34 protein-coding genes and 1 rRNA gene are annotated in these 26828 nt (G+C 41.6%); 12 read left to right on the top strand and 23 right to left on the bottom strand.

Annotation, left to right across the window (positions count from 1 at the left end):
- Window positions 1-236: ribosomal RNA gene (locus tag C509_RS0107300) — 16S ribosomal RNA — on the bottom strand; the annotation flags it as partial.
- Between the two features lie 246 nt (window positions 237-482).
- Window positions 483-1337, bottom strand: a complete 855-nt coding sequence (locus C509_RS0107290) for a nucleotidyltransferase-like protein (protein WP_018706263.1) — start codon at window positions 1335-1337, stop codon at window positions 483-485.
- A 155-nt stretch (window positions 1338-1492) separates the two neighbouring features.
- Between C509_RS0107290 and C509_RS0107285 the strand changes: the two genes are divergently transcribed.
- On the top strand, window positions 1493-1846 hold the full coding sequence (locus tag C509_RS0107285; RefSeq protein ID WP_018706262.1) for a YgzB family protein: 354 nt from the start codon (window positions 1493-1495) through the stop codon (window positions 1844-1846).
- A gap of 29 nt (window positions 1847-1875) precedes the next feature.
- On the opposite strand, the gene perR is transcribed toward C509_RS0107285, so the two are convergent.
- From perR to C509_RS0107265, 4 genes are all read right to left on the bottom strand, one after another.
- Entirely contained in the window at window positions 1876-2313 is a 438-nt protein-coding gene (gene perR, locus C509_RS0107280) for a peroxide-responsive transcriptional repressor PerR (protein WP_018706261.1), read from the bottom strand.
- Window positions 2314-2409: 96 nt separating this feature from the next.
- Entirely contained in the window at window positions 2410-2958 is a 549-nt protein-coding gene (locus C509_RS0107275) for a cob(I)yrinic acid a,c-diamide adenosyltransferase (RefSeq protein ID WP_018706260.1), read from the bottom strand.
- 281 nt (window positions 2959-3239) lie between these two features.
- A complete protein-coding gene (gene bcp, locus C509_RS0107270; RefSeq protein WP_018706259.1) occupies window positions 3240-3713 on the bottom strand; it encodes a thioredoxin-dependent thiol peroxidase in 474 nt (157 codons plus the stop codon).
- 77 nt (window positions 3714-3790) lie between these two features.
- Complete coding sequence (locus C509_RS0107265; protein ID WP_342664515.1) at window positions 3791-4186, bottom strand: ion channel; 396 nt, start codon at window positions 4184-4186, stop codon at window positions 3791-3793.
- A gap of 179 nt (window positions 4187-4365) precedes the next feature.
- Here C509_RS0107265 and C509_RS0107260 point away from each other — a divergent pair, with 179 nt between their 5' ends.
- Together C509_RS0107260 and C509_RS0107255 are read left to right on the top strand one after the other, a co-directional pair.
- Window positions 4366-5655 carry a glutamate-1-semialdehyde 2,1-aminomutase gene (locus C509_RS0107260; RefSeq protein ID WP_018706257.1) on the top strand — a complete coding sequence of 430 codons (1290 nt, stop codon included), beginning with the start codon at window positions 4366-4368 and terminating at the stop codon, window positions 5653-5655.
- Between the two features lie 38 nt (window positions 5656-5693).
- Window positions 5694-6767, top strand: coding sequence for an FUSC family protein (locus C509_RS0107255; RefSeq protein ID WP_018706256.1), 1074 nt, complete (start codon window positions 5694-5696; stop codon window positions 6765-6767).
- Between the two features lie 250 nt (window positions 6768-7017).
- Here the strand turns inward: C509_RS0107255 and C509_RS0107250 are convergent, their stop codons facing one another.
- The 5 genes from C509_RS0107250 to mutY form a co-directional block, all read right to left on the bottom strand.
- Window positions 7018-8763: an ABC transporter ATP-binding protein gene (locus C509_RS0107250; protein ID WP_018706255.1), complete on the bottom strand. Its 1746-nt coding sequence runs from the start codon at window positions 8761-8763 to the stop codon at window positions 7018-7020.
- Between the two features lie 63 nt (window positions 8764-8826).
- The gene (gene ntdP, locus C509_RS0107245) at window positions 8827-9357 is read right to left on the bottom strand and encodes a nucleoside tri-diphosphate phosphatase (RefSeq protein WP_018706254.1); all 531 of its coding nucleotides are present in this window, start codon (window positions 9355-9357) and stop codon (window positions 8827-8829) included.
- Window positions 9358-9597: 240 nt separating this feature from the next.
- Window positions 9598-9789: a gamma-type small acid-soluble spore protein gene (locus C509_RS0107240; RefSeq protein WP_018706253.1), complete on the bottom strand. Its 192-nt coding sequence runs from the start codon at window positions 9787-9789 to the stop codon at window positions 9598-9600.
- Window positions 9790-9868: 79 nt separating this feature from the next.
- Window positions 9869-10618: an enoyl-[acyl-carrier-protein] reductase FabL gene (fabL, locus tag C509_RS0107235; protein ID WP_018706252.1), complete on the bottom strand. Its 750-nt coding sequence runs from the start codon at window positions 10616-10618 to the stop codon at window positions 9869-9871.
- A gap of 60 nt (window positions 10619-10678) precedes the next feature.
- Window positions 10679-11749: an A/G-specific adenine glycosylase gene (gene mutY / locus C509_RS0107230; RefSeq protein WP_033369840.1), complete on the bottom strand. Its 1071-nt coding sequence runs from the start codon at window positions 11747-11749 to the stop codon at window positions 10679-10681.
- Between the two features lie 282 nt (window positions 11750-12031).
- Here mutY and C509_RS0107225 point away from each other — a divergent pair, with 282 nt between their 5' ends.
- Both C509_RS0107225 and C509_RS26060 read left to right on the top strand, forming a co-directional pair.
- Window positions 12032-13012 carry a metal-dependent hydrolase gene (locus C509_RS0107225; protein ID WP_018706250.1) on the top strand — a complete coding sequence of 327 codons (981 nt, stop codon included), beginning with the start codon at window positions 12032-12034 and terminating at the stop codon, window positions 13010-13012.
- A gap of 54 nt (window positions 13013-13066) precedes the next feature.
- Window positions 13067-13207: a hypothetical protein gene (locus C509_RS26060; protein WP_018706249.1), complete on the top strand. Its 141-nt coding sequence runs from the start codon at window positions 13067-13069 to the stop codon at window positions 13205-13207.
- A 39-nt stretch (window positions 13208-13246) separates the two neighbouring features.
- Here the strand turns inward: C509_RS26060 and C509_RS0107215 are convergent, their stop codons facing one another.
- Window positions 13247-13516, bottom strand: a complete 270-nt coding sequence (locus tag C509_RS0107215) for a YfhJ family protein (protein WP_018706248.1) — start codon at window positions 13514-13516, stop codon at window positions 13247-13249.
- A 94-nt stretch (window positions 13517-13610) separates the two neighbouring features.
- Between C509_RS0107215 and C509_RS0107210 the strand changes: the two genes are divergently transcribed.
- Both C509_RS0107210 and C509_RS25480 read left to right on the top strand, forming a co-directional pair.
- Complete coding sequence (locus C509_RS0107210) at window positions 13611-13781, top strand: small, acid-soluble spore protein K (protein ID WP_018706247.1); 171 nt, start codon at window positions 13611-13613, stop codon at window positions 13779-13781.
- Window positions 13782-13824: 43 nt separating this feature from the next.
- The gene (locus C509_RS25480) at window positions 13825-13962 is read left to right on the top strand and encodes a YpzG family protein (RefSeq protein ID WP_083934546.1); all 138 of its coding nucleotides are present in this window, start codon (window positions 13825-13827) and stop codon (window positions 13960-13962) included.
- Window positions 13963-14020: 58 nt separating this feature from the next.
- On the opposite strand, the gene C509_RS0107200 is transcribed toward C509_RS25480, so the two are convergent.
- Together C509_RS0107200 and recX are read right to left on the bottom strand one after the other, a co-directional pair.
- On the bottom strand, window positions 14021-14335 hold the full coding sequence (locus tag C509_RS0107200) for a YfhH family protein (RefSeq protein WP_018706245.1): 315 nt from the start codon (window positions 14333-14335) through the stop codon (window positions 14021-14023).
- A gap of 18 nt (window positions 14336-14353) precedes the next feature.
- Window positions 14354-15169: a recombination regulator RecX gene (recX, locus tag C509_RS0107195; RefSeq protein ID WP_245542445.1), complete on the bottom strand. Its 816-nt coding sequence runs from the start codon at window positions 15167-15169 to the stop codon at window positions 14354-14356.
- Window positions 15170-15274: 105 nt separating this feature from the next.
- Here recX and C509_RS25475 point away from each other — a divergent pair, with 105 nt between their 5' ends.
- The gene (locus tag C509_RS25475) at window positions 15275-15397 is read left to right on the top strand and encodes a YfhE family protein (protein ID WP_018706243.1); all 123 of its coding nucleotides are present in this window, start codon (window positions 15275-15277) and stop codon (window positions 15395-15397) included.
- Window positions 15398-15482: 85 nt separating this feature from the next.
- Window positions 15483-15662 (top strand): YfhD family protein, encoded by a 180-nt coding sequence (locus C509_RS0107185; protein ID WP_018706242.1) that lies wholly within the window; start codon window positions 15483-15485, stop codon window positions 15660-15662.
- 86 nt (window positions 15663-15748) lie between these two features.
- Here C509_RS0107185 and C509_RS0107180 read toward each other — a convergent pair whose 3' ends face one another.
- The 7 genes from C509_RS0107180 to C509_RS0107145 all read right to left on the bottom strand — a co-directional run bounded on the left by C509_RS0107180 (window position 15749) and on the right by C509_RS0107145 (window position 21606).
- Window positions 15749-16612: a DNA-3-methyladenine glycosylase family protein gene (locus C509_RS0107180; protein ID WP_018706241.1), complete on the bottom strand. Its 864-nt coding sequence runs from the start codon at window positions 16610-16612 to the stop codon at window positions 15749-15751.
- A gap of 87 nt (window positions 16613-16699) precedes the next feature.
- Window positions 16700-16951 (bottom strand): DUF2188 domain-containing protein, encoded by a 252-nt coding sequence (locus tag C509_RS0107175; RefSeq protein ID WP_018706240.1) that lies wholly within the window; start codon window positions 16949-16951, stop codon window positions 16700-16702.
- Window positions 16952-17035: 84 nt separating this feature from the next.
- Window positions 17036-17833 (bottom strand): delta-lactam-biosynthetic de-N-acetylase, encoded by a 798-nt coding sequence (gene pdaA, locus C509_RS0107170; RefSeq protein WP_018706239.1) that lies wholly within the window; start codon window positions 17831-17833, stop codon window positions 17036-17038.
- Between the two features lie 438 nt (window positions 17834-18271).
- The gene (locus C509_RS0107160; protein WP_018706237.1) at window positions 18272-19075 is read right to left on the bottom strand and encodes a YfkD famly protein; all 804 of its coding nucleotides are present in this window, start codon (window positions 19073-19075) and stop codon (window positions 18272-18274) included.
- 79 nt (window positions 19076-19154) lie between these two features.
- Window positions 19155-20228 carry a calcium/proton exchanger gene (gene cax, locus C509_RS0107155; RefSeq protein ID WP_018706236.1) on the bottom strand — a complete coding sequence of 358 codons (1074 nt, stop codon included), beginning with the start codon at window positions 20226-20228 and terminating at the stop codon, window positions 19155-19157.
- Window positions 20229-20255: 27 nt separating this feature from the next.
- Window positions 20256-20642, bottom strand: a complete 387-nt coding sequence (locus C509_RS0107150; RefSeq protein ID WP_026319744.1) for an OsmC family protein — start codon at window positions 20640-20642, stop codon at window positions 20256-20258.
- A gap of 103 nt (window positions 20643-20745) precedes the next feature.
- Complete coding sequence (locus C509_RS0107145; RefSeq protein WP_018706234.1) at window positions 20746-21606, bottom strand: YihY/virulence factor BrkB family protein; 861 nt, start codon at window positions 21604-21606, stop codon at window positions 20746-20748.
- Window positions 21607-21779: 173 nt separating this feature from the next.
- Between C509_RS0107145 and C509_RS0107140 the strand changes: the two genes are divergently transcribed.
- The 3 genes from C509_RS0107140 to C509_RS0107130 all read left to right on the top strand — a co-directional run bounded on the left by C509_RS0107140 (window position 21780) and on the right by C509_RS0107130 (window position 24779).
- Window positions 21780-23141, top strand: a complete 1362-nt coding sequence (locus C509_RS0107140) for an alanine/glycine:cation symporter family protein (protein WP_018706233.1) — start codon at window positions 21780-21782, stop codon at window positions 23139-23141.
- A 101-nt stretch (window positions 23142-23242) separates the two neighbouring features.
- Window positions 23243-23467 (top strand): DUF1128 domain-containing protein, encoded by a 225-nt coding sequence (locus tag C509_RS0107135; protein WP_018706232.1) that lies wholly within the window; start codon window positions 23243-23245, stop codon window positions 23465-23467.
- A gap of 139 nt (window positions 23468-23606) precedes the next feature.
- On the top strand, window positions 23607-24779 hold the full coding sequence (locus tag C509_RS0107130; RefSeq protein ID WP_018706231.1) for a pyridoxal phosphate-dependent aminotransferase: 1173 nt from the start codon (window positions 23607-23609) through the stop codon (window positions 24777-24779).
- A gap of 457 nt (window positions 24780-25236) precedes the next feature.
- Here C509_RS0107130 and motB read toward each other — a convergent pair whose 3' ends face one another.
- Window positions 25237-26001: a flagellar motor protein MotB gene (gene motB, locus C509_RS0107125; protein ID WP_018706230.1), complete on the bottom strand. Its 765-nt coding sequence runs from the start codon at window positions 25999-26001 to the stop codon at window positions 25237-25239.
- Window positions 25988-26788: a flagellar motor stator protein MotA gene (motA, locus tag C509_RS0107120; protein WP_018706229.1), complete on the bottom strand. Its 801-nt coding sequence runs from the start codon at window positions 26786-26788 to the stop codon at window positions 25988-25990. The genes motB and motA overlap by 14 nt, the downstream gene beginning before the upstream one ends.
- Window positions 26789-26828 lie beyond the last annotated feature (40 nt).

Here is a 26828-nt window from a genome sequence, read left to right as displayed (position 1 = left end):
CCATCTGTAAGTGACAGCATAACCGTCTTTCAACCTCTCCCCATGCGGGAAAAGAAGTTATCCGGTATTAGCCCCGGTTTCCCGGAGTTATCCCAGTCTTACAGGCAGGTTGCCCACGTGTTACTCACCCGTCCGCCGCTGAATCCAGAGAGCAAGCTCTCTTTCATCCGCTCGACTTGCATGTATTAGGCACGCCGCCAGCGTTCGTCCTGAGCCAGGATCAAACTCTCGTATAAGAAGTTTGTCAGCTCAAAAGCTGGCAATGGATATTATCCATTGTTTCAATCAAAATTATTGACGTTTCGTTTCGTTCAGTTTTCAAAGATCAAACTTGAAGTTGCTCTCTTGAGCGACTTTTTTATATTAACACAGACACAAGTCTTATGTCAATATGTTTTTTATAATTAATTTGTTTTCTTTTCATCGCCTATGCAGTTGCTTAACAGCGACGTCTACTAATATATCAAACAATATATTTCATGTCAACAGTTTTTTTCAACTTGATAATAGCGCTCATATATCCCTGTAAATACTGACTCAACTTGTACAGTTACAATCAATTCTTTTTCTATTAAATATTCCAGAAACGTTCCCAAACTGGCGCCATATAATTTAATTCGGGGATGCTGTGCGATCATTTCATAGCTCCACATTCCGCCTTCGCTGAGAACTTCCAAAATGTGTTCAGATCCTTTTAACGTTTTCGAGTAAATTAAAAAGCTGCTAGCCAAAAAAATAAGTTCCAATCTTTTTTCGATTGGCTCTTCGCTTTTGATGAGTTCCTCGAAAATCTTTAGTATTTCCGGCTCAACATTTTTTACTTTCATCCAAAGTGCTGAATCTTCCTGAATACCCTTTTCAATAAGAGCAATCCTTGCAAGTTGGTGCAATGAATTCACAAGAAGATGATAAGCATTCAGAAAATGTCCATCCTCAAACATGTTCTTTCCCATTGTGTATGATTGTATTAATTCAGCAAACTCCAAGCCTATTTTCATTTTAGGATCGTAATTCGATGTTTCTTTCTTTACGCTATCTATATAATGATCACGTTCGAACAGTACTTTACTTCTATATAGTAACTGTAATGAATATGAATCGGACAAGATTTTATTGCGAAACTGGCCCTCATCAACAATAAAAAGACCGACCCGTACACCCTTTACATAAAAATGTCTGCACTGTTCCGGATTCTTCTGATTGGCCGCCACCGCATAAACGATTACATCAAACAAATCCTCAGACGTCAATTCTTTTATGTGGTCAACCAACAATACAGCAACTGTAGTTGGCTGGGAAGCGCAATGCTTCACTAATGGCCGAATAAGTTCTTCCATTTTCATTCCCCCAAAAAGAGCTGGAATCAGTGATGCTGTCACTTTTTATTTATTTCGACAGGATTAATTGTTTTTCCTTCTTCTTCAATTTGTTGGTTTCGAGGACACGATTTCTTCCGGCTTTGTGGTATAGTTTATTTTTGGGAGGGCTTTGAATGACAAAAAAATATTCGAATAAAATCAATAAGATCCGCACATTTGCGTTAAGTCTTGTATTTATCGGATTCATTATCATGTATGTAGGTATTTTCTTTCAAAAGCATCCGATTGTCATGACAATTTTTATGATATTGGGGCTGCTCGCCATCATTGGGAGCACCGTTGTTTATTTTTGGATCGGTATGCTTTCTACAAAGGCACTGCAAGTCGAATGCCCGAATTGCGGGAAGCCCACAAAAATACTTGGCCGGGTGGATATGTGCATGCATTGCCGTGAACCTTTGACTGTGGACCCTGAACTTGAGGGAAAAGAATTTGATGAAAGCTATAATAGAAAAAAGAAGAAATAAAAAAATCGCCTTTATTTTAGGCGATTTTTTTAATGTGCTTTTTTTTGGCTGCATTCAGGGCAGACTCCGTATATTTCCATGCGGTGGTGACCAACAGAGAACCCTGTCATATGAGCTGCCAATTGTTCAACCTCATCGAGTCCCGGATAATGAAAGTCGACGATTTTTCCGCACTCTTCGCAAATAATATGGTAATGATCAGATGTCACAAAATCAAAACGGCTGGAAGCATCACCGTAAGTTAGCTCCTTAACGAGTCCGACTTCACGAAAAACCCGCAGATTGTTGTAAACTGTTGCGACACTCATATTTGGAAATTTGCTTTCAAGAGATTTGTAAATATCATCAGCAGTCGGATGTGACATTGACTGGATTAAATATTCTAAAATCGCATGACGTTGAGGTGTAATCCGGACTCCTGTTTTTTTCAACGTTTCAATCGCATCTTTTAATTGTTCGTCTAACATCGCCATGCACCTCATTTCTCATAAAAAATTCATTATCACTTTATAATCCTTATAAATAGTGTACTAGTAGAAAAGGTTTTTTGTCAATGGCTTCATCTAGTTTTCATGCAAAGTATACTCAGGTGCCGCAAGCTTTGTATTTACGTACCGTGCTGCAACGAAAAGCAGATCAGACAATCGATTTAAATATGAGAGGACAAGGGGATTTGTATTCCCTATCGCCACAGCGCATCTTTCAGCCCTTCTGACAACGGTTCTTGCCGCGTGAAAAGCAGCCCCTGCAGGATGTCCTCCCGGTAAAATAAAGTTTTTTAAAGACGGAAGTTCCTGATCCCAGCGATCGATAATCTTTTCAAGATCTTTAATATCCTCTTCCGTCAGCTTCCACTTCACTTCTTTTCCTTCAGGTGTAGCCAATTCTGCTCCGACATGGAACAGTACGGTTTGAATACGGTGAAATGCTTTCTTAACCTCTATTATTTCCGCTTCCTTCTCGTTTAGTAAAAAACTTAGTGCCAAACCAATTGTTGAATTGGCCTCATCACACGTTCCGTATGCTTCGACACGCATATCATTTTTGGGAATGCGAGTACCATATACCAAAGAAGTCATTCCTTTGTCACCCGTCCTAGTATAAATTCTCAATATTGCCCCTCCATCCAGTTTGTGGTATTAAATATTATTTTAACAGGTTTATGTAATGGTATGGGTAAAATAAACCTTCTGCCTATGGAACCTTCATGAATTTCATAAAAAGAGGACTGCTTTTAGCAGTCCGAAAATCGTTTATATTAACTGAGGAGGTATGCCCTGTACTATAAGCTATGTATTTTATTATTTTTGGAATGGACAATAGCCGGATGCAATCAAAAAATGGGCAATAAAAAAACGGTCCGATGAAAGACCGTTTTTTTCAAAAATATTATTTATGAAAGGTTTTCTCTTATGTATTCCAATGCTTCTTCGGCATGCCCTTTCGCCGTAACTTTTCTCCACTCCTTGACCAAAGTTCCTTGTTTGTCGATGATAAAAGTGGAGCGCTCAATTCCCATATATTCTTTGCCGAAGTTTTTCTTTAATTTCCATACCTCATACAACTCTGCAACTTGATGCTCTGTGTCTGCCAATAGTAAAAACGGCAAGCCGTGTTTTTCGATGAACTTATCATGGCTTGCTAATGGATCCGGGCTGACTCCCAAAACCACTGCATCCAAGCTTGAAAAATCCTCATGCATGTCCCTGAAGTCACATGCCTGCACTGTACAGCCAGGTGTCATATCCTTCGGATAGAAATATAGAAGAACATTCTTTTTTCCTCGGTAGTCGGATAATGCCACTTCTTTCCCATTACTTGCCGGTAGTCTAAAATCGGGTGCCATTTCCTTTTCTTTTACTGTCATGAAATCCGCCTCCTTTAAATATCATCTTTTATTAGCGTACAAAATATTAGGATGAAATACAAATTTTCCCCATTGTTTTATTTTCTGGAGGAAGGGTCGAAATCGACGAAGGTACGCACGACAAAAGCCGCCGGAATCGTATAGCCGAGCAATGCCTCAATGATGACAAGAAGCCGTCCAATTCCCACTGGTATAACATCACCGAAGCCGACAGAAAAAAGAGTGACTGCACTCAAGTAGATGGAGGTTTCTAGTTTTGAAAGAAAATGACCCACTGAATCAACATTTTGGTACACATCATAAAATACAATCAAGCCTCTCATATCCAACAAGAGATAAAGAATACCGAAGCCAATCATAATGACAATATATGTAATGCCCAAAAAAATAAAGTTCTCAAATGAAACTTCTTTATATTTGAAACGGGCGGGAAAAAACAACAGTCTTAGAGCCATGATGATGCAAATTAACACTCCCAAAAAAAGAATATGCCACATTCGCTGACACCAGCCTTTTCTCTTGTCCCTCATTCAATATACGTGAAAATTTTTATTTATATGCGGACGAATACTCAAGCTGGGCCTGTAGATTGCGCTAAAACAATCAACATACTACAATGAAAGTTAGTATTTTAACACTGGAGGAAACCTGCATGATTTTTACAAAGTCAGAAGCCATACATAACGAAGCACTAAAACATATAGTAGGCGGTGTAAACAGTCCATCCCGTTCTTACAAAGCGGTTGGTGGCGGAGCTCCGATTGCCATAGAAAAGGCGGAAGGTGCCTATTTGTATGATGTGGATGGGAACCGCTATATTGACTATTTGGCTGCATACGGCCCGATTATCACGGGACATGCTCATCCCCATGTCACTAAAGCGATCAAACGGGCTGCAGAAACTGGGGTTTTATATGGAACTGCGACACCTCATGAAGTAAAATTTGCAAAAATGCTCAAAGAGGCTATTCCGTCCATGGATAAAGTGCGATTTGTCAACTCCGGTACGGAAGCCGTCATGTCCACAATCAGGGTTGCACGTGCCTATACTGGCCGGGACAAAATTTTAAAATTTGCTGGGTGCTACCACGGGCATTTCGACCTTGTCCTTGTAGCAGCGGGATCCGGTCCTTCACAGCTTGGTATGCCTGATTCCGCAGGTGTTACTAAAAGCACCGCCCGGGAGGTCATTACTGTCCCATTCAATCATATGGAAGACTTCAAAAAAGCTATGGACACATGGGGAGATGAAATTGCTGCTGTCCTTGTAGAACCGATAGTCGGAAACTTTGGTATGGTTGAACCAAAGCCCGGATTTCTTGAAAAAGTGAATGAAGTGGCTCATAATTACGGGGCGCTAGTCATTTATGATGAGGTCATTACAGGATTCCGCTTTATGTATGGGGGTGCTCAAAATTTGCTCGGGGTCACACCGGACTTGACTGCACTTGGTAAGATTATCGGAGGAGGTCTCCCGATCGGTGCATATGGCGGAAAACAGGAAATCATGGAAGGCGTCGCTCCTCTTGGTCCTGCTTATCAGGCAGGAACAATGGCTGGAAATCCTGCTTCTATGCTTTCAGGAATTGCTTGCCTGGAAGTTTTACAGGGAAAAGGCGTATATGAGGAATTGGATCGCCTTGGAATGATACTTGAGCAGGGAATTCTACTGGCAGCTGAAAAATATGGGATCTCCATAACAATCAATCGGATTAAAGGGGCCTTGTCCATCTATTTCACAAAGGAAAAAGTGACTAATTATGAACAGGCTGAGGCAACTGATGGTAAAATGTTTGCTGTGTTCTTTAAACAACTTCTGAATGAAGGAATCAACATTGCTCCATCGAAGTTTGAAGCCTGGTTTCTCACTACCGCCCACACAGAGGAAGACGTGAATTATACAATTTCCGCTGTGGAAAAAGCTTTTAAAAACATGAAATAAGGGAAACTTATCCCAAAGCATAGAAAGGAATTATTTGTATGAAGCTAGGTGCCCGAATGCTAAAAACGGGAATTGCTATTACGTTAGCACTTTATATTGCACAGCTTCTTAATCTGCCTTCACCTATTTTTACCGGCATTGCTGCAATATTTGCCATCCAGCCGACAATATACCGATCCTATCTGTCAGTCGTAGAACAGGTACAGGGAAACATCATCGGTGCTTTATTGGCCGTTACGTTTTACCTTTTGTTCGGCAGCCATTTATTAATTGTCGGATTGGCAGCAATAGTGGCGATAGTTATCATGGTGAAGCTGAAACTCGAAAACTCCATTAGGCTGGCACTTGTAACGCTCATTGTCATTATGGAAGCACCTTCCGAACAGTTTTTATATATTGCATCGTTACGTACATTTTCCATATTTATCGGAATTCTTTCAGCTTTTGTTGTAAACTTTATCTTTCTGCCGCCAAAATATGAGACAAAGCTGTTCCAAAGCATTTCCGGTGTCACAGAGGACATTTTAAAATGGATCAGGCTGACCACAAGATTCGCTTCTGAAGATCAGCTGTTGAAGCAGGATATTGGCAGTATCAAAAAAAGGATCACCCAAGTCAACCAGCTCTATTCCATGTATGAAGAGGAACGGCGTTATTTTAAAAAATCAGACTGGGCAAAGATTCGAAAGCTTGTCATTTACCGGCAAATGATCCAGACAACCCAAAAAAGCTTTGATATATTAAAGCTACAGCGAAAGTATGAAAATATTTTGTATAAACTTCCGGAACATCTGCAAGTGGAAACACGGGAAAGAATCGATTACCTGCTTAGTTACCACGAACAGCTGCTTTTAAAATATTTGGGTAAAGTCCGGCAGGAGGCAGATTTGGATGATGCCCTATATGGAGAAACTGACAGAGATCAGCTCCGTGATTCGTTTATTAATGAAATTCGAAAAAGTGATCCGGAAGACGTCTTCCAGCCCTATCATCTGATGCGTATCCTTTCTGCCATCATTGAGTATGAAGAGCAATTGGAACAGTTGGATAAATTAATCAGAGCCTTTCAGACCTATCATGAAGATGAAAGTCAAGTTGATGTGAATAAATGAAAAACAGCCGCGGATTAAGATTCGCGGCTGTTTTCTATGTTCAGCTTGGCTTTAGGTGATATTGATCCCCTGTTGACTGACCTTTTTTCAGTTTTTTGAGATTGAAGAGGACCCATGACTTGAGTTCATGACGGAGCCCTTTTCACGTTTTGACGGGACGAGCCAATAACAAAGTTTCATTTATGCATCAAGGCCCCTCTTCCAATCAAATTTCCCACGTCCATTACAAGCCTCCCAATATCATCTTTTTCTAGCTTAATTGCTGAACCTGGAACAAATTATAATAATGTCCCTTTTTCTCCATTAACTCCTGATGCGTGCCAACTTCAACAATTTTTCCATGTTCAATAAGCACAATCCTGTCTGCATGTGTTATCGTTGACAGCCTATGGGCAATAACAAATGTCGTCCTATTTTTTGCAAGTTTATCCAATGCTTCCTGAATGAGGTGCTCACTCTCCAAGTCAAGCGCCGATGTAGCTTCATCCAAGATTAAGATTGGCGGGTTTTTCAAAAAGACCCGAGCAATTGCAACCCGCTGTTTTTGGCCCCCGGACAGTTTAACTCCCCTTTCACCGACAGTAGTTTCATAACCATTTGGCAATCCCATGATAAAATCATGAGCATTTGCCGCTTTCGCAGCCCGTATCACTTCTTCTTCGGTGCTTTCCGGCTCCCCAAGAAGGATATTCTCTTTTACGGAATCACTGAATAAAATATTATCCTGCAGCACCATTCCGATTTTATCTCTTAGACTCCTGACCTTGAATTTCCGGATATCTGTCCCGTCAAGGAGTACAGCTCCTTCAGAAACGTCATAAAATCTTGGAATCAAGCTTACGAGGGATGACTTTCCTCCTCCGCTCATCCCGACTAGCGCAATGGTTTCACCCTGTTTTACATTTAGATTGATGTTTGTTAATACTGGCTTTTCATCTTTATCGTAGGCAAATGTTACATCATCGAATTGAATATTCCCTTTAACTTCATTTACTTCAAAAGCATCCGGTGCGTCATCAATGTCATACTTTTCATCAGCAAGCTCGAACACCCTGTCCATTGAAGCGATGGATTGTGTAAGGGTCGTGGATGAGTTGACAAGGCGGCGGAGCGGGTTATAAAGACGCTCGACATACCCCATGAAAGCAACCATAGTCCCGAGCGTTAAATTTCCGTGAATAACTTGATAGCCGGCGTACGCAATGACGATCAGCGGGGCAATGTCAGTGATCGTATTGACAACTGCAAAAGCCTTCGCCGTCCAACTCGTATGTTTGATGGCCTTTTGTAAAAACTTCGAGTTGTTTTTATCAAATTGTATTTGCTCATGGTCCTCAATGGCAAAACTCTTGATTACCGACATCCCTTGAACGCGCTCATGCAGATAGCTTTGGACTTCCGCGAGTGCTTGCGACCGTTCCCGAGTGAGTCTTCGTAAATTACCGAAAAAATATCTGACAGAAATTATATAAAGCGGAAATACTGCAAGCGATACAAAAGTGAGCGGAATATCCATTGTAAGCATGATTCCAATCGCAATGACAACCGTAGCCGCATCAAGCCATAAATTCATAAGGCCAGTGATGACAAAATCCTTTGTTGATTCGACATCATTAATGACCCGTGAAATGACTTCACCCGCCCGGGTATTGGAATAAAACTTGAAGCTCAGCTTTTGTATATGCGTATAGAGCCTGTCTCGGATATCGTACAAAATTTTACTTGCAGTCCACTGGGCAAAATACTGCCGGTAATATTCGATAGGCGGACGAATAACAGCAAAGATGACCAGCATGATGATCATCGTGATCATTAATTTATGAGTCTTTTCATCTGCAGTCATATCACTGACGGCAATGATATCATCAATGACATATTTCATTAAAAAAGGAATCAAGAGCGGAATGGCAAATTTGATAATGCCGATCAGCAACGTCCCTATAATTCTCCAACGGTATGGCTTTACAAATGCCATATATCTTTTAATAACGCCCATGCGGCTCCTCCCTTATAATGCAAAAAAATAAAACCTGTTGAAAAACATGCCAACAGGAATATATCAGTTTAGATATGTAAGATAACGGTCGTACCAAATATCGATAAATTCCGGAGAAAAAGGCCCTTTGCGCTGCCTGATCCAACGAACCAGCTTCTCGACATTTTTCTTTAAAATATGATCGATCACATCCGGATACCCCATAAGCTTTCGGTTGTGGTCATATTCATCTTCATCAAGAAGTGTGAACGTCATGTCGGGAAAGACCTTTACATCAAGGTCGTAATCTATGTACTTCAATGCCCCCTTGTCATAAACATAGGGAGAACCAAGGTTGCAATAATAATAAATGCCGTTATCCCTGATCATAGCAATGATATTGAACCAGAGATCCGCATGAAAATAACAAATGGCAGGTTCTCTTGTAATCCACGTTCTTCCGTCCGATTCCGTCACCGGCGTCCGGTCATTTCCCCCAATGACCAAGTGATTCGTGGCCTTTAGCACTTTTGTCTCTGCCCATATCCGGTGAATATTTCCGTTATGTTTATAGCTCTGTATTTGGATATTCGATCCTTCCGTGGGTATGTCCATCGTCTCCCCTACTTTCTACGAAAAGCAGAAGCGCCCCGATTTAAACTTGATACCTGCTTTAAAAAGGTCGCTGCAGTCCTTTCAGAGGCCGGGCTGGCTGCTAAATTTCAAATGTATTTGTATATGGATTGATATTGTTTATTATAACGGTTCCTGCTCTTTTTTAAAACCGAAGCACATTTCAACTAAAAATAGGAGGCCGCTTTCCTTGAAAGCGGCCTCCCATTTTTATATGTTTTGTTACTGCTGACCGAAGTTTCCGGCGTTTTGTCCCTTGCGAGCTTCGGCTTGCTGGTTTTTCTGTCTTACTTGCTGAGCGTCTGTTTCACTTGCAAATTCGGTACCGAATTGGCCCTGTGCTCCAGCTGATTGTGCGTTTTGCTGTCTTACTTTTTGTACGTTTGTTTCAGATTGATTTGGTTTTTTAGCCACAGTTCTCACCTCCACATACCTTAGAGTATCCAGAGATGAAAGTTGTTATCCAACCTTTTTGGAAATATATTTTCCGTACTTACACTAAAATGGAGCGGCCGCCATCCACTATGATTGTTTGGCCTCTAATCATTGAAGCATCGTCGGATACCAAAAACATGACGGTTTTGACAATATCAGCGATTTCAACCATCCGGCCAGCGGGAGTGTTTTTACGCGCATCTTCCAAGAGCTCTTCACGGTTTGGAAAATGCTTCAATGCATCAGTATCGATGGCACCGCCCGAAACAGCATTCACCACGATATTTTTTGGGGAAAGTTCCACTGCCAGATATCTCGTCAATGCCTCAACGGCAGCTTTAGACACGCCGACTGTTGTATAATTTTCCAAATAACGGATAGATCCCAACGAGCTTAAGCTGACTATTTTACCGCTTCCGCTTTTTTCCATCAGCTTGGCCGCTTCCTGTGCACAAAAAAGCAGTGCTTTACTGTTTATGTTCATAGTCCAGTCCCAATGGGATTCTTCAAGCTCCATTGCAGGACGCAATACACCAGATGCGGCATTATTGATTAAGACATCAAGCCTGCCGAACTCCTCATCAATTTGCTGGAACATCGCTTTAATTTTTTCGACATCGCCCACATTCGCCCTAGCAAGAATAGCTTTTCTCCCTATCTTTTCAATTTCCTCAACCACTTCAAGGGCAGCTTTTTTGCTTCTAGCATAGTTGACGACAATATCGTATCCATTTTCAGCCAAAGCCAGTGCGGCGGCCTTTCCAACCCCGCGGCTGCTGCCGGTTACAAGTGCTACTTTGTTGCTCATGTGTATCCACCTTTCCATTTACTCAAACATATTTTACACGTGAATCTGCCGTGTGCATAGTTACTGGACTCGTTCTTTATAGGCCTGCCAAATTTTTTGGTGGGAAACGGGAAAAGCCAATTCCTCCAATTCCTCTTCCGTTACAAATTTAAGTGTTTCATTTCCATCGATATTACCGCTCTTCAGCCTTCCCTCATGGGCATTAATTTTCCATGTCAAATGTGTAAAAACATGTTGCACGACAGTAAAATCTTCCTGTTCAATGACAGCATCCATCGAATATTCCGTTGATAAGAAGTCCTGCAAAATCTCCCATCCGTCAAGAAGCGGAACAACTTTTAAGTTTGGAAACTCCCATAAATTGGCTAAAAGCCCTTTTTCGGGACGTTTATTAATCAAAATTTTGTCTTCCTCATCTTTGAGTACAACAGCCACAATGTCTTCATGTCTTGTACTTTTCTTGCGCGTTTTTACAGGCAATTGTTCCTGTACTCCTTTAGCAAAAGCTTGACAATGCTCCCTGACAGGGCATAGCAGGCAGGAGGGAGAACTAGGTGTGCAAATCAGGGCTCCGAGTTCCATTAAAGCTTGATTAAAATGGGATGGATGATCATGATACATCAATTCTTCCACGGCCTCTTCAAAGATTTTTCTTGATGCTGGTTTGGCAATATCATCTGTAATCAATAATATACGCGACAAGACTCTCATAACGTTTCCATCAACAGCGGGAACCGGCTTACCATATGCAATACTGAGTACGGCGCCAGCGGTATATGGCCCTACACCTTTTAGCTTTGAAATTTCCTCTTTTGTATCAGGGACCCTGCCGCCGTATTTGGACACTACTTCCTTGGCGGCTGTATGCAAATTTCGCACTCTTGAATAGTATCCAAGGCCTTCCCAAACTTTTAAAATGGACTCTTCATCAGCGTCTGCAAATGATTCGATGGTTGGAAACTTTTCCAAAAAGCGGTTATAATATGGGATAACAGTATCCACTCTTGTTTGTTGCAACATGACTTCAGAAACCCATACTCTATATGCATCATTGTCTTTTCTCCACGGAAGGTTACGCTGCTCCTCTTGAAACCATTGGACCAGGTCGTTTTGAAATGCTTCTATATCCATTCGATCGATCTTTTCTTGTATCTTTTGTTTCGGGTTGTTACTGCTTTTTTTCACAGTTTATTCATCCTTTTTAACGGGAATAATGATTCGAAAGTATATATCAATTTTTATCTATTGCAATTCCTTCATAGTAATTAGTATGATACACAGATACACACAAAAAAGACTCAGTGAACCCTTTTCACAGATAATTCTTGAGTCTTGCCATAGGAAAACGGCCTGGCCCTATATGGCCTGGCACTAAAATATATAAAGAAATCCCTTCACAGAGGAGGACCCAGATTGGACACAGCTACTCACGTAGTGATGGGATTTGCAATTGGCGGGCTGGCCACACTTGATCCAGTTGTGGCGGAAACTACTGTTAACACTCAGAGTGTGCTCGTTGCTGCAATCATCGGCTCGCAAATTCCTGATATCGATACTTTTTTAAAACTTAAAAATAACGCAGTATATATACGGAATCATAGGGGAATCACCCATTCGCTTCCAGCTGTTCTATTATGGTCAATACTTGTCGCAGTGTTTGTACATCTGATTTTTCCGGGATCGAATTTGGCCCATTTGTGGATCTGGTCGCTTGTTGCCGTTTCATTACACGTTTTTGTAGATATATTCAACGCTTATGGTACCCAGGCCCTCCGGCCATTATCATCAAAATGGGTGGCACTTGGAATGATCAACACATTTGACCCTTATATATTCGGAATCCATGTAATTGGGATTGTCATTTGGATGCTGGGAGGTAACCCAGGAAACACCTTTCTTGTCATATATGTAATTATGGCTCTTTATTACCTCCTACGGTATATCATGCAGCAAATGGTAAAATCTGCAGTAATAAGAACGGTACCTGATGCAGACCGGATTATCATCGCTTCCACGATACATTTTAACCAATGGCGGATTGCTGTCACAACCAAGGACCACTTTTATGTGGGAAGAGCTTATAGAAGATCCGTCACCATCTTTGACAAGTTTAAACGCATTCCTGTTCCTGATACGGAAATTTTCAGGGCTGCCAAAAAAGACAAGAATGTTTCAGCTTTTTTATCATTCTCCCCTGTCTACCGATGGGAACTCAAAAAATATGACGATTTTACTGAAGTACGTTTTATCGATCTCAGATACCGCAGCAATGGTCATTACCCATTTGTCGCTATTGTTAAGCTAACGGATGATCTCGACATTATCACCTCGTATACCGGCTGGGTTTACAGCGAAGAAAAACTAAGAAAAAAATTACGAGTTGCCACAGATTGATTTAAAAAAGGATTAAGCACCCTTGTACGGCGTACAGACTGGGAGCTGTCCTCAATGAGGGACGCGAATCAAGGTGATGAAAGGGCCCTATTCCGAATCGATTTCCTCCGGCAGAAAAAGCAGAGCTTTTTCGAAGTTTTCCAGCCGCTGGCATTGGCAAAAAGATACCCTCGCCGGTCAATCGTTTCTTTTTAAACAGTGTAAAAAAAGTTTCAGCTTTTTTTACACTGTTTTTTAATGAAGTATATCCTTTTCGTCACTCAGCATCTGAGCATATTTTGGGTTCAGAGCGGCAAATTCATGCAATTTGTCCCCATACTGAATAATCCATGTTCTGACAACCTTCTCAGCGACTGCTTTCCCTTGATATGCACTTCCTGCCTTCGCATATGTTGTTTCGAAATCCTCCCATAACAGTTCCACCCAAGTCCTTGCCCTACCATAGGATAAATTGGAGTTCTTTTCCAATAATAGGCTGGCTAACCTTTCATAATAATCATTCATGAAACTCGCTCCTTTTTCCAGTCGTATTTTTCCGACCGCTAGTCAAAATAACAGTATGCGGTTCTTTTCCCGCATATATAGGAGGCGATGACGATTGCGCAACAAAGCAAAAGATTTCCCATATGGCCACAATCACAGGTTTGAAGGAGAACCACGTGCGAAACCCGAATTTGGTTCAAAGCGTGCCGATGGAACGACTAACACTGACCCACAGGCAAGAATGAGAGCATCCGGTGCAAGGGAAGACGAGCGTAATCAATCATGATGGCGAAGGAGGCAGGGCCTTGCAAAAAAACCGACAATCTCATATGAACCGCGAACTTACACCATTTAACAGAGGTTGGTACCGCCCAAAACATGGAGGATCACAAGTAAACGGGCAGACACAGCAGACCCAAGAACAAATCATATTAGAGAGAGATGCCGTCAAACGATACAAACGGTGATTTCTTCATATTTCTCATAAAAATAACGAGCACAGCGGCAATGGATCGCTGTGCTGGTTTATTTTAGTAATGAAATCGGCAGAGCCTCTTCTTTTCCCGATCCGCCTAAACGGTAACCCCATGCAAAAACACCATTCATATAATCAATTTTAAAATAGGCGCCCGGATCGCCTTCAATTGCATATATTTTTCCAGGCTTAAAATCATCAGGATTTAAAAGATAGGACTTGGCCATAACCGCTTTTCTTTCATAGACTGCAAATTCATTCACCATACCCATCTGTTCTGCTTTACGGGCCTTTTCCTTCATAAGGGCTATTTCTTTTTTCAGTTCCTCTTCATTCATTTGACTGTATCTTTTTTCATTTTCCATTTCAGTACCCATCCTTGTTCATTCTTCACCGGTGTCTTCATCCAGAAACCGGTTAATCATATCTATCGTGAATCCTTTGCGGAACAGGGCCTGCTGCATCCGCTGCCTATATTCGTGACCTGTAAATCTTTTATAGCGCCTTTTCGCTTTCTCAGCTTCTCCCTTAAGGGTTTTCCATTCCAGTTCCTCGTCCTTTTCATAATCTATGGCTTCCAAGGCTGCCTGGATGATGTCAAACGGGAAGCCCTTCGTTGATAATATATATTCCAACTTTCGTTTAAGCATTCTTTCCGATAACTTTTTATATTGTACAGCATATTTATCGCCTAGACGGATGGCATCTTCAACTTGATGTTCTTTATTATATTCTTCCAACGCTGCATTTATCGTGTCTTCGGAAATCCCTTTATTTGTAAGCTCACGCTTCAAGACAATCGGGCCTTTTTTCCCTGAATTGGCATATGTCCGCACATAAGCTTTGGCAAACTCATAATCATCTATATATTTCCTATCCGTTAATTCCTGTAAAACTGCATCGATGATGGAATCAGACCATTCTTTTCTTTGCAAATGAACCCGGATTTCAAGAGCGGAGCGCATACGATAGGATAAAAATTGTATCGCTGAATGATATGCCTTTCGGATTTCGTCTTCATGTTGGATCCGGGTTAGATCCTGATCCGATAATTCCTTGCCCTTTACAAGATGATATTTGATTAGGGTATCTTCATCTACGGCAAAAGCATACACTTTATCAAGAAAAATATTATAACGGCTTTGATTTTTCTTTTGGACAGATATTTTGGTGATAACGGGCATTTTTTTCACCCTCATCCATATCAACTCATTTCTATTTTATCATAAATGGACAGGTACGTGGCTGTATTAGAATGATGCGCTAGGGCAAAGCTGATAATAATTACTTAGGAGGTGTGCAGGTTGAAGAAAAAGCAGGAATACAGGTTAAAAAATAAGCTTTCGGCAACCCAGGAGGTTCTTTACCAACGGGAATTCAAACGGGCGGATCAGGCCGGCGGATATACACAAAAAGGGCGAAGATAATTTTTTCATGAGTGAAAAAGTGTGAGCAGCAAATAATATATAGGCAGGCAATACTCTGCAAATGCTCAGTAAAAGGAGTCAAAAAATGGGACGCTCACGAAATCAAAAGACCCGCGATAAAAACAAGCAAAAGCTGCCTCAAGTTCCAAAGCAGTTGAAGAGTGACGGACATGATATCGAATTTTCCAGGGAGCTTGCGGACCAGGATGACATAAAGGCGTTAGCAAGGTCTGAAGACGCTGACCAAAGGGCAAAGCGGAAGTAGGAAGGTGCATATGTGCCTTCCTATTTTCACAGTCCCCGCCAGGTATGAGGTTGTTCAGTCCGGTGGCAATCGACGGCATACTTCTCTTATTCAATACTTCTCCACAAATAGAAAGAAGCGTAACTCAAATAAGGATGCCAATCTTTACTGTAATTTTCCATTTCTTCGTATGTAGGTTTTCGGTCTAACAGGTAAAGCTTCTTGATTGCATTTTGCAATCCTATATCTGCCATGGGAAAAAGGTTTTTCCTTCCCAGGCCAAATAATAAAAAGCTTTGTGCTGTCCATGGTCCTATCCCCCTTATCCTTACCAGTTCCTTTATCACCTCATTATCGGGCTTTTCTGCCAGCTCTGAAAGCTTTAATTCTCCGCTGACAATCATTTTTGAAAGATTGATGATATATTCTGCTTTTCGTTGGCTGAATCGAAGATTACGCAGTTCACCTACATTTAAACGGGCGACTGTTTCAGGTGATGGAAAAAAGGGCACGCCCTCTATTTCAAAGCCAAAAGTTTTCGCAAATTGTTCAGTGAGAGAAATGGCAAATGACATGTTTACCTGTTGATGAATGATCGGCCTTATCAAAGCAGGGTACAATGAAAATTCCAGTACGATCGGCGTCCCAAAGTGTTTTTCAAAAATATTATTCAATGTTGTTTTTGTAAAATGCTGATGAATTTCAAAAAGAGGTAAATCCCATTGAAATACAGAGGTAATTTTTTTCATTACCTGTTGTTTGGAATGAGGACTTTTTCCTCTAATGATAAAACCGGGTTTGTCTGTCGTCCCCACAGCATGAACATCGGCCACTTCCGGCTCCTCTTTATAAATCGGAACCCGAATCAAGCGTTTATCCTTATCGACCTTATTCAACGGATCTTTAGCAAGTCTCTCCAAAGCCAAGTCAAAATGATAAGGTCCATCTATAACAACTTTTTCCTCCCACAAATCAGCAACACCCTTTATATAAATAGTAAAAAGAAGACAGCTCCGCTTTCGATGGATTTGAACTGCCTTCATTATAGAACAACTCGGCTAATCTTCATAATTATACTGCCTGTCGATTTTCCCGTCCTCATCATGGATATACGCCATGGTTCCCGCTTCCTTGGCCATTCTTTTTGCCTCTTCTATTACTTCGGACTTGGAAGCGGATGTACACTGTGGCTCTTCCATCCCCTCTTTTTTGACTGCCCAATTCTCTTCTTCATGCGGTACGACGTGGAATCTTGCATCATCTGTGCCTGCACGCTCTTTGAAATATTCATTCCGCTCTTCTTTTGACATGTCATCTTCCTCCTCTTTATTATTGTTTTTACACTTTACCCACTCCTTATATAAAAAAACATAAAAAGCCCGGGAAACCCAGGCTTAGTGTGATATGATAGGATTATCCATTTTCTCCCTCATCATAAAATCGTCCAAACTTTTGAATGAATACCCATCTTTTTTTAAATCTTTGATGACCTTCTCCAATGCATCGGCGTTATCTTTTGATACTGTGTGAAGCAACATCACTGCCCCGGGATGTACTTGCGCCATGATGTTGTCATAAGCATATTTCCATCCTTTTTGCTGGTCTGTCTGCCAGTCTTTGAAGGCAAGTGACCAAAGAACATGGATATACCCCTGTTCCCTTGCGACTTTTAAAGTCCTTTCACTTAAAATGCCGCGGGGTGGACGCAAATACTGCATTTCGGTCTGTCCAGTCAGGGCTGCTGTTTTTTCTTTGACTCTTTCCAACTCTTCTTGGATTTTTTCAACACTAATCCGTGTCATGTCCGGGTGGCTCCATGAATGGTTTCCGATGATATGTCCTTCCCTCACCATCCTCTTGGCCAGATCTGGGGCACTCTCCAAATAATGTCCTGTCACAAAAAATGTTGCTGGAACTCTTTCTTTTTTCAATACGTTCAATACTTTTTCCGTATAGCCATTTTCATATCCATTATCGAAGGTTAAATACAAAACCTTGTCCCTAGGGTTGCCTTTATAAAATGCATCATATTTTTCCAGAAGGCGGTCATACGCCTCCCCGGCCTCTGCCTGTTTCCCTCCGCTTCCTTTTTTAAATCCCCAATGAATCGCATTGTTGGATATAGCCTCCGCAGCGTTCGCCTGAAAAAACACAAGGAAGAATAGAGGCAATATTAGCATCCATCGTCTCATTTATGATAATCCGCCTTTCACTCTTTTCCCTTAGATTTTTCCTTAGCGGAGTGATTCATCCATGGTGGACTTTTCCAAAAAGTATTGCGGTCGCCGGAAAGTATCAAATACCGGACGAAGAGTCGGGTATTTGTTTTTTCCCCCCTTTATATAAAGTGTAAATCTCCCAAGCATGAATCCCTCTTTTGAATTCTTCATCATTATGTAAATAAATATGGATATGTTGTACTAAAAAACAAAAGAGGCGTTGGCAGTGCGTACCGATTAAATCTGTAACTTATATTGGGTTGGGTCCGTAAAATATGTATCATCAACCAAAGCAAGTTGCGTTATTTTGAAACCGACCCCATATAAAAAACTGATCTTTTTACAGCTTTATTATTTTTGAACCTATATTTTTACATAATCAATAAAAAAGGCCAGGCATGCGCCTGAACCTTACTGTCTTGCTTCAAAAGAAAAGCTTAAATGATCCTGGATCGGTATCCAGGCACCGATTTCCTGGGAAGTGACATTCTTAACAATGATTCTGTACTTTGAACCTTTCATGACCAGATAGACCTCTCCAAACGTAAGGCTGCCCTTTTCATGGACTGCCGGTGCATAAGCATATAAATATCCCGTTCTCGTCGGAGGTATATTGTAAACCTGGTGATGTTTCGTACCCCCACCAACTGCCGTCTCAAAAGCAAGCGGAAGCCTTACTTTCTCATACGCTTTTTGCTGCATCATTTTTTGCACATCTTCTGCTTGGACGACCTTGGCTGTAAGGCCGCCTTTAATTATTTTTTGCGCTTCTTGTACATAATGTATTTGATAATTGCCTGTTCCTCCGCGGTTATCATAGAAATTTGTATTCACCTTTTGATATTGCCAGTTAGGAGCTGTTTCTTCTGATTTATAGTTTAAAGGCCATTCACCTAAAAAAATGGTTGCTCTGGCACCAAATGAGAAGGGCGACTTTGTCGCAGCTGATTCGTTCAGCATCCGGATCAGCTTCGGATTTTCTATTTTAATCTTAGATGATTCCAACAGCTCCTTGGCAAAATTGCTGGGCTGCAGGCGGGGCAGGTCAGGTGTTGGGTTTGCAAAAGTGTTTTCCTTGCTTATATTCACAACAGAGGAAGGGACCTCCAGCCCCTTTGGTTTACTATTTTCCTTTTTAGCTGCTGTTTCCGTTGCAGGTATCGATAAAAAAACCAGTAGGATGAATACCTTCAGGATGATAAGATGCCGTTTCATGTTGCATTTACTCCTTTCGTGTAAGCGGCATAAAATGATATTATAGTTATTTTTTCATAAACCTGAAGGATTATCCCTGTTAAAGCAAATAAAATCCGATTCCCATGATCAAGTATGCCGCAAGCATCGTAAGCCCTTCAAACCAGTTGGATTCTCCATCATTAATAATGACAATAGATAGCAAGACAGCTGTTGCCATCGCCACAAGCTCCGGAACAGTAAATACAAGAGGCATATTTGTTGGGAAAAACAAGGAGGCAAGTACAAGAATCGGGGCTACAAACATAGCTACCTGAAGAGTGGATCCGATTGCAATTTCCACAGCCACTTCCAATTTATTTTTATATGCCATGATGATAGCTGAAGCATGCTCGGCTGCATTCCCGACAATGGCTACGATAATGACCCCAATAAACAGCTCCGACCAGCCAAATTGTTCTCCAACCGCTGTAAAGGTGTGCACAAGCTTTTCAGACACATAGGCGACTGCCAGTGTAGCAAGGGCGAGTATAATAATCGCCTTCCATTTGGACCACTCAGGAACTTCCTCCTCTACTTCTTCAGCGTGTTGTACACCTTGATGTGTAGTTGCGGGATACACCCCGCGATGCGTTACCAGCTTGAAAAAAAGAGCAGCCATATAGAGGATGATCATGATAATGGAAATGCCGATACTCAGTGCCATTGTCTTTTGATCATTCATGTTAGTTGTGAATAATTCAGGAATCATAAAGGCGACAATTATAGCAAACATCAATAACCCGACGTTATGCCGCGCATCATAGATACTGAATACCTGTCTTTTGTACCTTAAGCCCCCGATGAAAAAGGATAACCCTCCCACTAGCAGCAGGTTACCTATGACCGATCCTGTCAAAGATGCAAGGACTACACTAATTAGCCCAGCTTTTAAGGCGAAAATAGAAATGATAAGCTCCACTGCATTTCCAAAAGTGGCATTCAATAATCCGCCGATTCGCGGTCCCGCCACAATGGACAAGCTTTCAGTCGCTCTTCCCATAACTCCGGCAAGAGCAATGATAGTTAAACAATAGACGCCAAACATCACTGCACTTGGCCAATGCATCATGGACCCTACAACCGATACCGGCAACCCTATGGCAATCAAGATTAAAAATATCTTATTTATCATCCGCTTATGCTCCTCCTAACTAGCGGTTTAAACCTCGATGATCTCAAAAGTTTCACTCACCTCTATAGATCCCTCAACAGATTGAACCATGGCACAGTTCTTTTTTGTAAGTTCCATCACTCTTTCAAGCTTATCTTTCCTGAGCCCCGTCCCTGTGATTTTGAAATGCAGAGAAACCTTTTCAATCCTATTGGCCTTTTCTTTGTTCCTTTCAGCATTTGTTGTAATTTGAATATCATGTACATCTAACCGCATTTTCTCCAATATATTGCGCAGTATACCTCCGCTGCAAACCGCTAATGAAGAAACCAATAATTGATAGGGCCTGAACCCATAGTTTTCATCCCCTGAAACTTCAAGTCTTCCGTACGGAAGCTCCGTAAAAAATCCTCCATCTTTCATCCGAAATTCCATCATCATTTTCCCCCTTTGTTTTCGCCAAAAATCACAAATGAATTATACCAATTTTTCCCTTGTAACGGACACATCAAAGCCTGCCAGCCCCAATCCAATCATTTCATTCATTATATCTTCCCTGAATATCCGTAAAATAAGAGTTGATTTCTCCTCCGATCATAATAATGATGGCCGAGAAATAAAACCACAGCATCAAGACGATGATCGTTCCGATACTTCCGTACATTGCTGTATAATTTCCAAAGTTTGATACATAAAATGAGAAACCGAGTGAAACTACAATCCAACCAATGCTTGCAAAAATCGAACCCGGGACAGCGGTTGCAAACCGGACTTTCACACTTGGCGCTAAATAATAAACTGCTAGAAAAACTAAAAATAAGATCACTGGAGTCAGCACCCACCGTATAACGCTCCAAATTTTCAGAAACTCACCTGAAAAGCCCAGATAAGAAAAAATAAATAAACCGAGCTGTTTACCAAAAACAGGCAAAAGTAATGCAAGGATAAAAACAAAAATCATGGCTATTGTCAATAAGATGGACAAACCTCTGCTCACTATGAAAGAACGTTTTTCCTCCACATCATAGGCTCTGTTTAAAGACTTCATTAAGGAATTCATTCCTTTGGAAGCTGCCCAAAGAGTAGCTATCACCCCGACGGACAACAGTCCGCTGCTGCGGTTATCCATAATTCCCGATATCGTCCTTTTGATCATTGTGTAGGTTTCAGCCGGAGCAAAATCTTTGATCAAATGAAATATATCCTGCTGGGTCAGCGGAGTATATGGCAGGAGTGTGAACAGGAAGATCAGCATCGGAAAAAGAGACAAAAGAAAAAAATAGGAAAGTTGGGCAGCAAAACCGGTCACATCGTTATCACTGATTCTTCTTGCCATCTCTGTTCCAAAATCTATTATTTTATTTCTTTCTTTTCGACGCTTTACCTTTTTCATTCCCAATTGAAACACTCCTCGTTACTTCATGCTTTATCTGTTGTTTTTATAATTACCTTTCTCTATCTTAGCAAAACATTTTTCCAAATGAATAAATCAACTTGACAATCCTTCTATTTTTTCAGAAGATTGGTATATGGAAATTATCCTAGTATAAAATTCATTAGGGGGGGAGTAAAATGTCTGAAAAGATTTTAGCGTTTCTCGAATATGTAAGCGGTTTAGTTTGGGGGCTGCCGCTCATTATCCTACTTCTAGGAACAGGAATTTATTTGACCATCAGGATCGGTTTTCTCCAAATGAGGATGCTGCCATATTCTTTGAAACTTGCATTTAGCTTCAAGCAAGACAAGAATTCCGAAGGAGATATATCCCATTTCCAGGCGCTTATGACAGCACTTGCAGCAACTGTGGGTACAGGAAATATTGTCGGTGTTGCGACGGCTGTAGTATTGGGTGGGCCTGGAGCCGTATTTTGGATGTGGATATCCGCATTTTTCGGAATGGCCACCAAATATGCCGAGGCTATTCTTGCCGTCAAATACAGAATAGTAGATAAGAACGGTCTCATGTCAGGCGGACCCATGTATTATTTGGAACGCGGGCTTAAACAGAAGTGGCTTGGCGTCCTGTTTGCAATTTTTGGAGCCTTTGCCGCATTTGGAATCGGAAATCTCGTTCAATCAAATGCAGTCTCTACTGTTGTAAAGACCACCTTTAATATTAACGAATGGATAACTGGTTTGGCTTTGGTCATATTTGCCGGCCTCTCCATTATCGGAGGAATAAAAAGTATCGGTAAGGTTACTGCATTTTTTGTTCCATTCATGGCTGCATTTTACATCATCGGAGGACTTATTGTTTTAATCATGAATATTAATCTGATTCCAGGAGCAGTAGCACTTATCCTATCTGATGCATTTACTGGAAAAGCCGTCGCGGGCGGTGCCATCGGTGCGGTTATCCGTTACGGGGTCGCTAGAGGTATTTTCTCGAATGAAGCGGGTCTTGGTTCTGCTCCGATTGCGGCAGCCGCAGCAAAAACAGATTTGCCTGGAAGACAAGCTCTTGTATCCATGACACAAGTGTTCATCGATACTTTGGTCATCTGTTCCATCACAGGTATCACAATTGTCATGGGAGGACTGTATGATGGAGATATTGCAGCCGGTGATTTGACCTCCGCATCATTCGGCCACTTTCTGGGGAATACAGGTTCAATCATAGTTGCTCTTGGTCTATTATTCTTTGCCTCGTCTACTATCTTGGGCTGGTCCTATTATGGAGAAAAATGTTTCTCCTATCTTTTCAGCGTCAAAAGCGTCATTTACTACCGCATCGTTTTCGTTGCCATGGTCTTTGTCGGTGCTGTCACAAGCCTCGACATTGTCTGGACATTTGCCGACGTCATGAATGGACTCATGGCCATTCCGAACTTGATCGGGCTATTGGGACTATCAGGCGTTGTAGTATATGAGACTAAAAGAACCTTGGATAAAATTAAAGAAGAAAAAGCTGAAGCAAGAAAAGAGTCTGCATAAACTTTTCTGCCTTTCCGGTATCGGAAAGGCATTTTATATTGACAACGGATCGCGTGCGTGAAATCATTATAATCATAATATAGCCCGAGAGGATGAAACGAGTGGATCTATCCAAGAACACACCTGAGAATATTGAGTATATCATTGGCCAAATTACAGAAAAGTTACGTATGGTCAATGCAGCGGCCATGAGGCCGGAAAACATCAACAATGAAATGTATGAAGAATTATGCGAAATTTACGAGATGGTCATGAAAAAAGAACATTTTAGTCCAAGTGAGATGCAGGCGTTGGCAGAAGAGATAGGTAGGCTTCGAAAGGTCTGAGTGGATATTTTTCGCAGTGAGAGCCTTTAAATGGCTCTCTTTTTCTATCTGTCCTTTACATGCGGTATGTGAAAGGATAACATCTTGATTAATAGAATCCTAGCTATGAAAATACTCTTAATAAAGAAAGGTGATATTGTTGAAAACGTTCGAACAGTCCCGGCTTCTTAAAAGTCTGCCAAAACAATTTTTCGCATCGCTTGTTCAAAAGGTGAATAGCATAAGGGCAAAAGGCCATGATGTGATTAACCTGGGCCAGGGAAACCCCGACCAGCCGACCCCTAAACATATCGTGGAACGCCTCAAGCTGGCGGCTGACCATCCTGAAAATCATAAATACCCTCCTTTTCGCGGGAAACTGGAATTGAAAAAGGCTGCTGCTGAATTTTATCAAAGAGAATACGGTGTCCTTCTCAACCCTGAAAAAGAAATAGCTATCTTATTCGGGGGGAAAGCAGGCCTTGTTGAGCTGCCTCAATGCCTTTTGAATCCAGGTGATACGATGCTGGTTCCCGATCCAGGTTATCCGGATTATTGGTCTGGTGCCACCCTTGCGAACGTACATATGGAAATGATGCCGTTAAAAGAAGAAAATGACTTCCTCCCTTCTTTCGACAGCATCTCGGAAGAAACAGCAAAAAAAGCAAAAATGATGATACTGAACTATCCGAATAATCCAACAGGTGCAGTCGCCAATGAAACATTCTTCCGGCAAACAGTCGAATTTGCTGCCAAACATGACATTTGTGTCGTTCATGACTTTGCTTATGGGAGCATTGGATTCGATGGAAAAAAACCTTTGAGCTTTCTTCAAGTCGATGGGGCAAAAGAAACAGGCGTTGAAATTTACACATTCTCCAAAACATATAATATGGCTGGTTGGCGGATTGCGTTTGCTGTAGGAAATGCATCGGTGATAGAAGCGATCAATTTGATGCAGGACCACCTATATGTCAGTCTGTTCGGTGCTGTACAAGATGCTGCTACGGAAGCACTTTTAGGTTCACAGAAGGCTGCTAAAGAAATAAGTGCCATGTATGAAAAAAGAAGAGATATATTCATTTCAAGCCTTCAGGAAATAGGCTGGGATGTAAGGTCACCCAAAGGGTCTTTTTTTTCCTGGTTGAAGGTGCCGGAAGGATATACTTCCGAAGAATTCGCTGACCTGCTACTGGAAAAGGCTTATGTTGCCGTAGCACCTGGAATCGGCTTTGGAGAATATGGGGAAGGTTATGTAAGGGTAGGGCTGTTGACATCTGATGAGCGGCTGCAGGAAGCGGCTCGGAGAATAAAAAAATTAGATATATTTTAAGTGTCTATTCACCCTCTGTTCTAAGAGGGTTTTTTATGGGGTGGGAACTAACGCCAAGTTGTGAATATCTTTCTTAGCACATTATCCTTCAACCGGACAGGTCACCTGCCTAAGAAATCGAAGCGGAGTACATCGCTTTTTGAGCCTGCCTTCGGCAAATGACTGCTGAAGGCAAACTCCACCTCCTGAAGCGCCCAGCTTTGCCCCTAAAAGAAGGCACTCTCTCACTATTTTGTACGTTTTCATCGATGAAGACACTCCATTCTAGATACATGGGGCTTTGTTTTTCTTATGTAACAATCACTTGGAGGCCTCAAGCTTGTATTTCCCGAGAAATAATAGATTTAAAACTGCATAAACAATCTCTATGACATATTTCACTTTTCACCAAAATCCCCTTCATCTTGACAATGTATCAAAAAATTAAAGCATACAACAGTGAAATCTGCTGTATGCTTCATTTATCTTCATCTGGTGTATAAGGCTCAATAAGAACTTCCACCCGCCGATTGGCTTCCCTTCCCTTTGCGGTATTATTATCCGCGATGGGCTGGAATTCACCAAACCCTTTTGCGCTGAACAAACGGGGGTCCAATTTTTCATCTTCAAGCAGCACTTTCATGAAATTGACTGCCCTCATGACGCTCAGTTCCCAGTTAGACTGGAATTCCGAGTTTTTAATTGGAACATTGTCAGTATGTCCACTGATAATTACACTCCGCGGCAATTCCATTTCAAGCAATGCCGCAAGTTCGTTTGCTGTTTTTTTGTCGCTTTCCCTTACATCGGCACTGCCAGATTTGAATAATACGCTGTCATTGATTCTGATCAGTAACCCTTCCGAAGTCAGTGAAGTGGAAAACTTGTCCTCATAATTTTTTTCCTGGATGTAATTATCCACCTTCTTTTTAAGCGCCTCAAGGATTTTCAAGTCGGCCAGTTCATCTGTGAACTGCTCCGCCGGATCATTCTTACCGTCATCCGTTTCATCAACCTGCTCTTCAACTTCCAACGGCTTTTCAAACTCCACCGGTCCATCGCCGCCAACGAAAATCCCACTGAATACTTTCGATATTTGTTGAAATTTCTGTGCGTCAACAGAACTTGCTGCAAACAAAACAATAAAAAGTGCAAGGAGCAATGTCATCAAGTCCGCATATGGTAGAAGCCAAGATTCCCCGAGCTCCTCTTCAGTCCTCTTTTTTCTTCTACGCTTGGACATTTGACGCCACTTCGCTTTCATTTTGCAATTCTTTGCGTTGGGCTTCCGGAAGATATGAAGACAGCTTCTGCTCTATCATTCTCGGCGCCTCGCCTTCCAGAATAGATAATATCCCATCTACCATCATTTCTTTCAACCTAACTTCTTCATGAGATTTTCTCTTTAATTTATTCGCAAATGGATGCCATAATACGTACCCCGTAAAAATCCCAAAAAGGGTCGCTACAAACGCTGCTGAAATAGCTGCCCCCAGCTCATCTGTATTTTCCATGTTGCCCAAAGCTGCAATCAACCCGATTACAGCCCCAAGCACTCCCAATGTGGGCGCGTAAGTGCCTGCCTGTGTAAAAATTTGCGCCCCAGCTGCATGCCGTTCCTCCATCGCGTCGATTTCATCATTTAGAACTTCGCGTATGTAGTCGGCACTCTGACCGTCAACCGCCATTAATAGGCCCTGCTTTAAAAAAGGTTCATCGATTTTTTCCATTTCCGCCTCAAGGGCAAGCAATCCTTCCCTTCTTGCCAGTTGCGCCATTTCTGAAAAAAGGGTAATCAATTCCTTTGGTGTCGGCATCTTCTTTTCTTTGAAAATGATCCCCAACAGTTTAGGGACTCTTTTAATCTCTGATGATGGAAAGGCGATTGTGACGCTGGCAGCCGTACCTACAAAAATAACCAGCATAGCTGCCGGGTTCAGCAATGCCGTAACGTCTACACCTTTCAAAACCATACCCACCCCAACGGCAATGACTCCAAGAACAACCCCAATCAATGATGTTTTATCCATTTGCTTCACCCTATACTTATAAAATGTCTTGTCTATAATA

Origin of the sequence: Siminovitchia fordii DSM 16014 = CIP 108821 (assembly GCF_000374565.1) — a bacterium.
GTDB classification, from domain to species: Bacteria; Bacillota; Bacilli; order Bacillales; family Bacillaceae_C; genus Siminovitchia; species Siminovitchia fordii.
This window is presented reverse-complemented; position numbering and strand designations above follow the sequence as displayed.

Bases quoted from the DNA above. Each gene is read 5' to 3' on its own strand.
- C509_RS25480 (WP_083934546.1), top strand. From the start codon at position 13,825: ATGAACCGCGAACTTACACCATTTAACAGAGGTTGGTACCGCCCAAAA.
- C509_RS0107150 (WP_026319744.1), bottom strand. From the start codon at position 20,642: ATGGAATTTCGGATGAAAGATGGAGGATTTTTTACGGAGCTTCCGTAC.
- C509_RS0107260 (WP_018706257.1), top strand. From the start codon at position 4,366: ATGATTTTTACAAAGTCAGAAGCCATACATAACGAAGCACTAAAACAT.
- C509_RS0107175 (WP_018706240.1), bottom strand. From the start codon at position 16,951: ATGTCAAAAGAAGAGCGGAATGAATATTTCAAAGAGCGTGCAGGCACA.
- C509_RS0107255 (WP_018706256.1), top strand. From the start codon at position 5,694: ATGAAGCTAGGTGCCCGAATGCTAAAAACGGGAATTGCTATTACGTTA.
- C509_RS0107200 (WP_018706245.1), bottom strand. From the start codon at position 14,335: ATGGAAAATGAAAAAAGATACAGTCAAATGAATGAAGAGGAACTGAAA.
- C509_RS0107140 (WP_018706233.1), top strand. From the start codon at position 21,780: ATGTCTGAAAAGATTTTAGCGTTTCTCGAATATGTAAGCGGTTTAGTT.
- ntdP (WP_018706254.1), bottom strand. From the start codon at position 9,357: ATGGACATACCCACGGAAGGATCGAATATCCAAATACAGAGCTATAAA.
- C509_RS0107160 (WP_018706237.1), bottom strand. From the start codon at position 19,075: ATGAAACGGCATCTTATCATCCTGAAGGTATTCATCCTACTGGTTTTT.
- C509_RS0107250 (WP_018706255.1), bottom strand. From the start codon at position 8,763: ATGGGCGTTATTAAAAGATATATGGCATTTGTAAAGCCATACCGTTGG.
- recX (WP_245542445.1), bottom strand. From the start codon at position 15,169: ATGAGGGTGAAAAAAATGCCCGTTATCACCAAAATATCTGTCCAAAAG.
- C509_RS0107285 (WP_018706262.1), top strand. From the start codon at position 1,493: ATGACAAAAAAATATTCGAATAAAATCAATAAGATCCGCACATTTGCG.
- C509_RS0107290 (WP_018706263.1), bottom strand. From the start codon at position 1,337: ATGGAAGAACTTATTCGGCCATTAGTGAAGCATTGCGCTTCCCAGCCA.
- fabL (WP_018706252.1), bottom strand. From the start codon at position 10,618: ATGAGCAACAAAGTAGCACTTGTAACCGGCAGCAGCCGCGGGGTTGGA.
- motB (WP_018706230.1), bottom strand. From the start codon at position 26,001: ATGTCCAAGCGTAGAAGAAAAAAGAGGACTGAAGAGGAGCTCGGGGAA.
- motA (WP_018706229.1), bottom strand. From the start codon at position 26,788: ATGGATAAAACATCATTGATTGGGGTTGTTCTTGGAGTCATTGCCGTT.
- mutY (WP_033369840.1), bottom strand. From the start codon at position 11,749: ATGGATATAGAAGCATTTCAAAACGACCTGGTCCAATGGTTTCAAGAG.
- cax (WP_018706236.1), bottom strand. From the start codon at position 20,228: ATGATAAATAAGATATTTTTAATCTTGATTGCCATAGGGTTGCCGGTA.
- pdaA (WP_018706239.1), bottom strand. From the start codon at position 17,833: ATGAGACGATGGATGCTAATATTGCCTCTATTCTTCCTTGTGTTTTTT.
- perR (WP_018706261.1), bottom strand. From the start codon at position 2,313: ATGTTAGACGAACAATTAAAAGATGCGATTGAAACGTTGAAAAAAACA.
- bcp (WP_018706259.1), bottom strand. From the start codon at position 3,713: ATGACAGTAAAAGAAAAGGAAATGGCACCCGATTTTAGACTACCGGCA.
- C509_RS26060 (WP_018706249.1), top strand. From the start codon at position 13,067: ATGAGGGACGCGAATCAAGGTGATGAAAGGGCCCTATTCCGAATCGAT.
- C509_RS0107185 (WP_018706242.1), top strand. From the start codon at position 15,483: ATGGGACGCTCACGAAATCAAAAGACCCGCGATAAAAACAAGCAAAAG.
- C509_RS0107215 (WP_018706248.1), bottom strand. From the start codon at position 13,516: ATGAATGATTATTATGAAAGGTTAGCCAGCCTATTATTGGAAAAGAAC.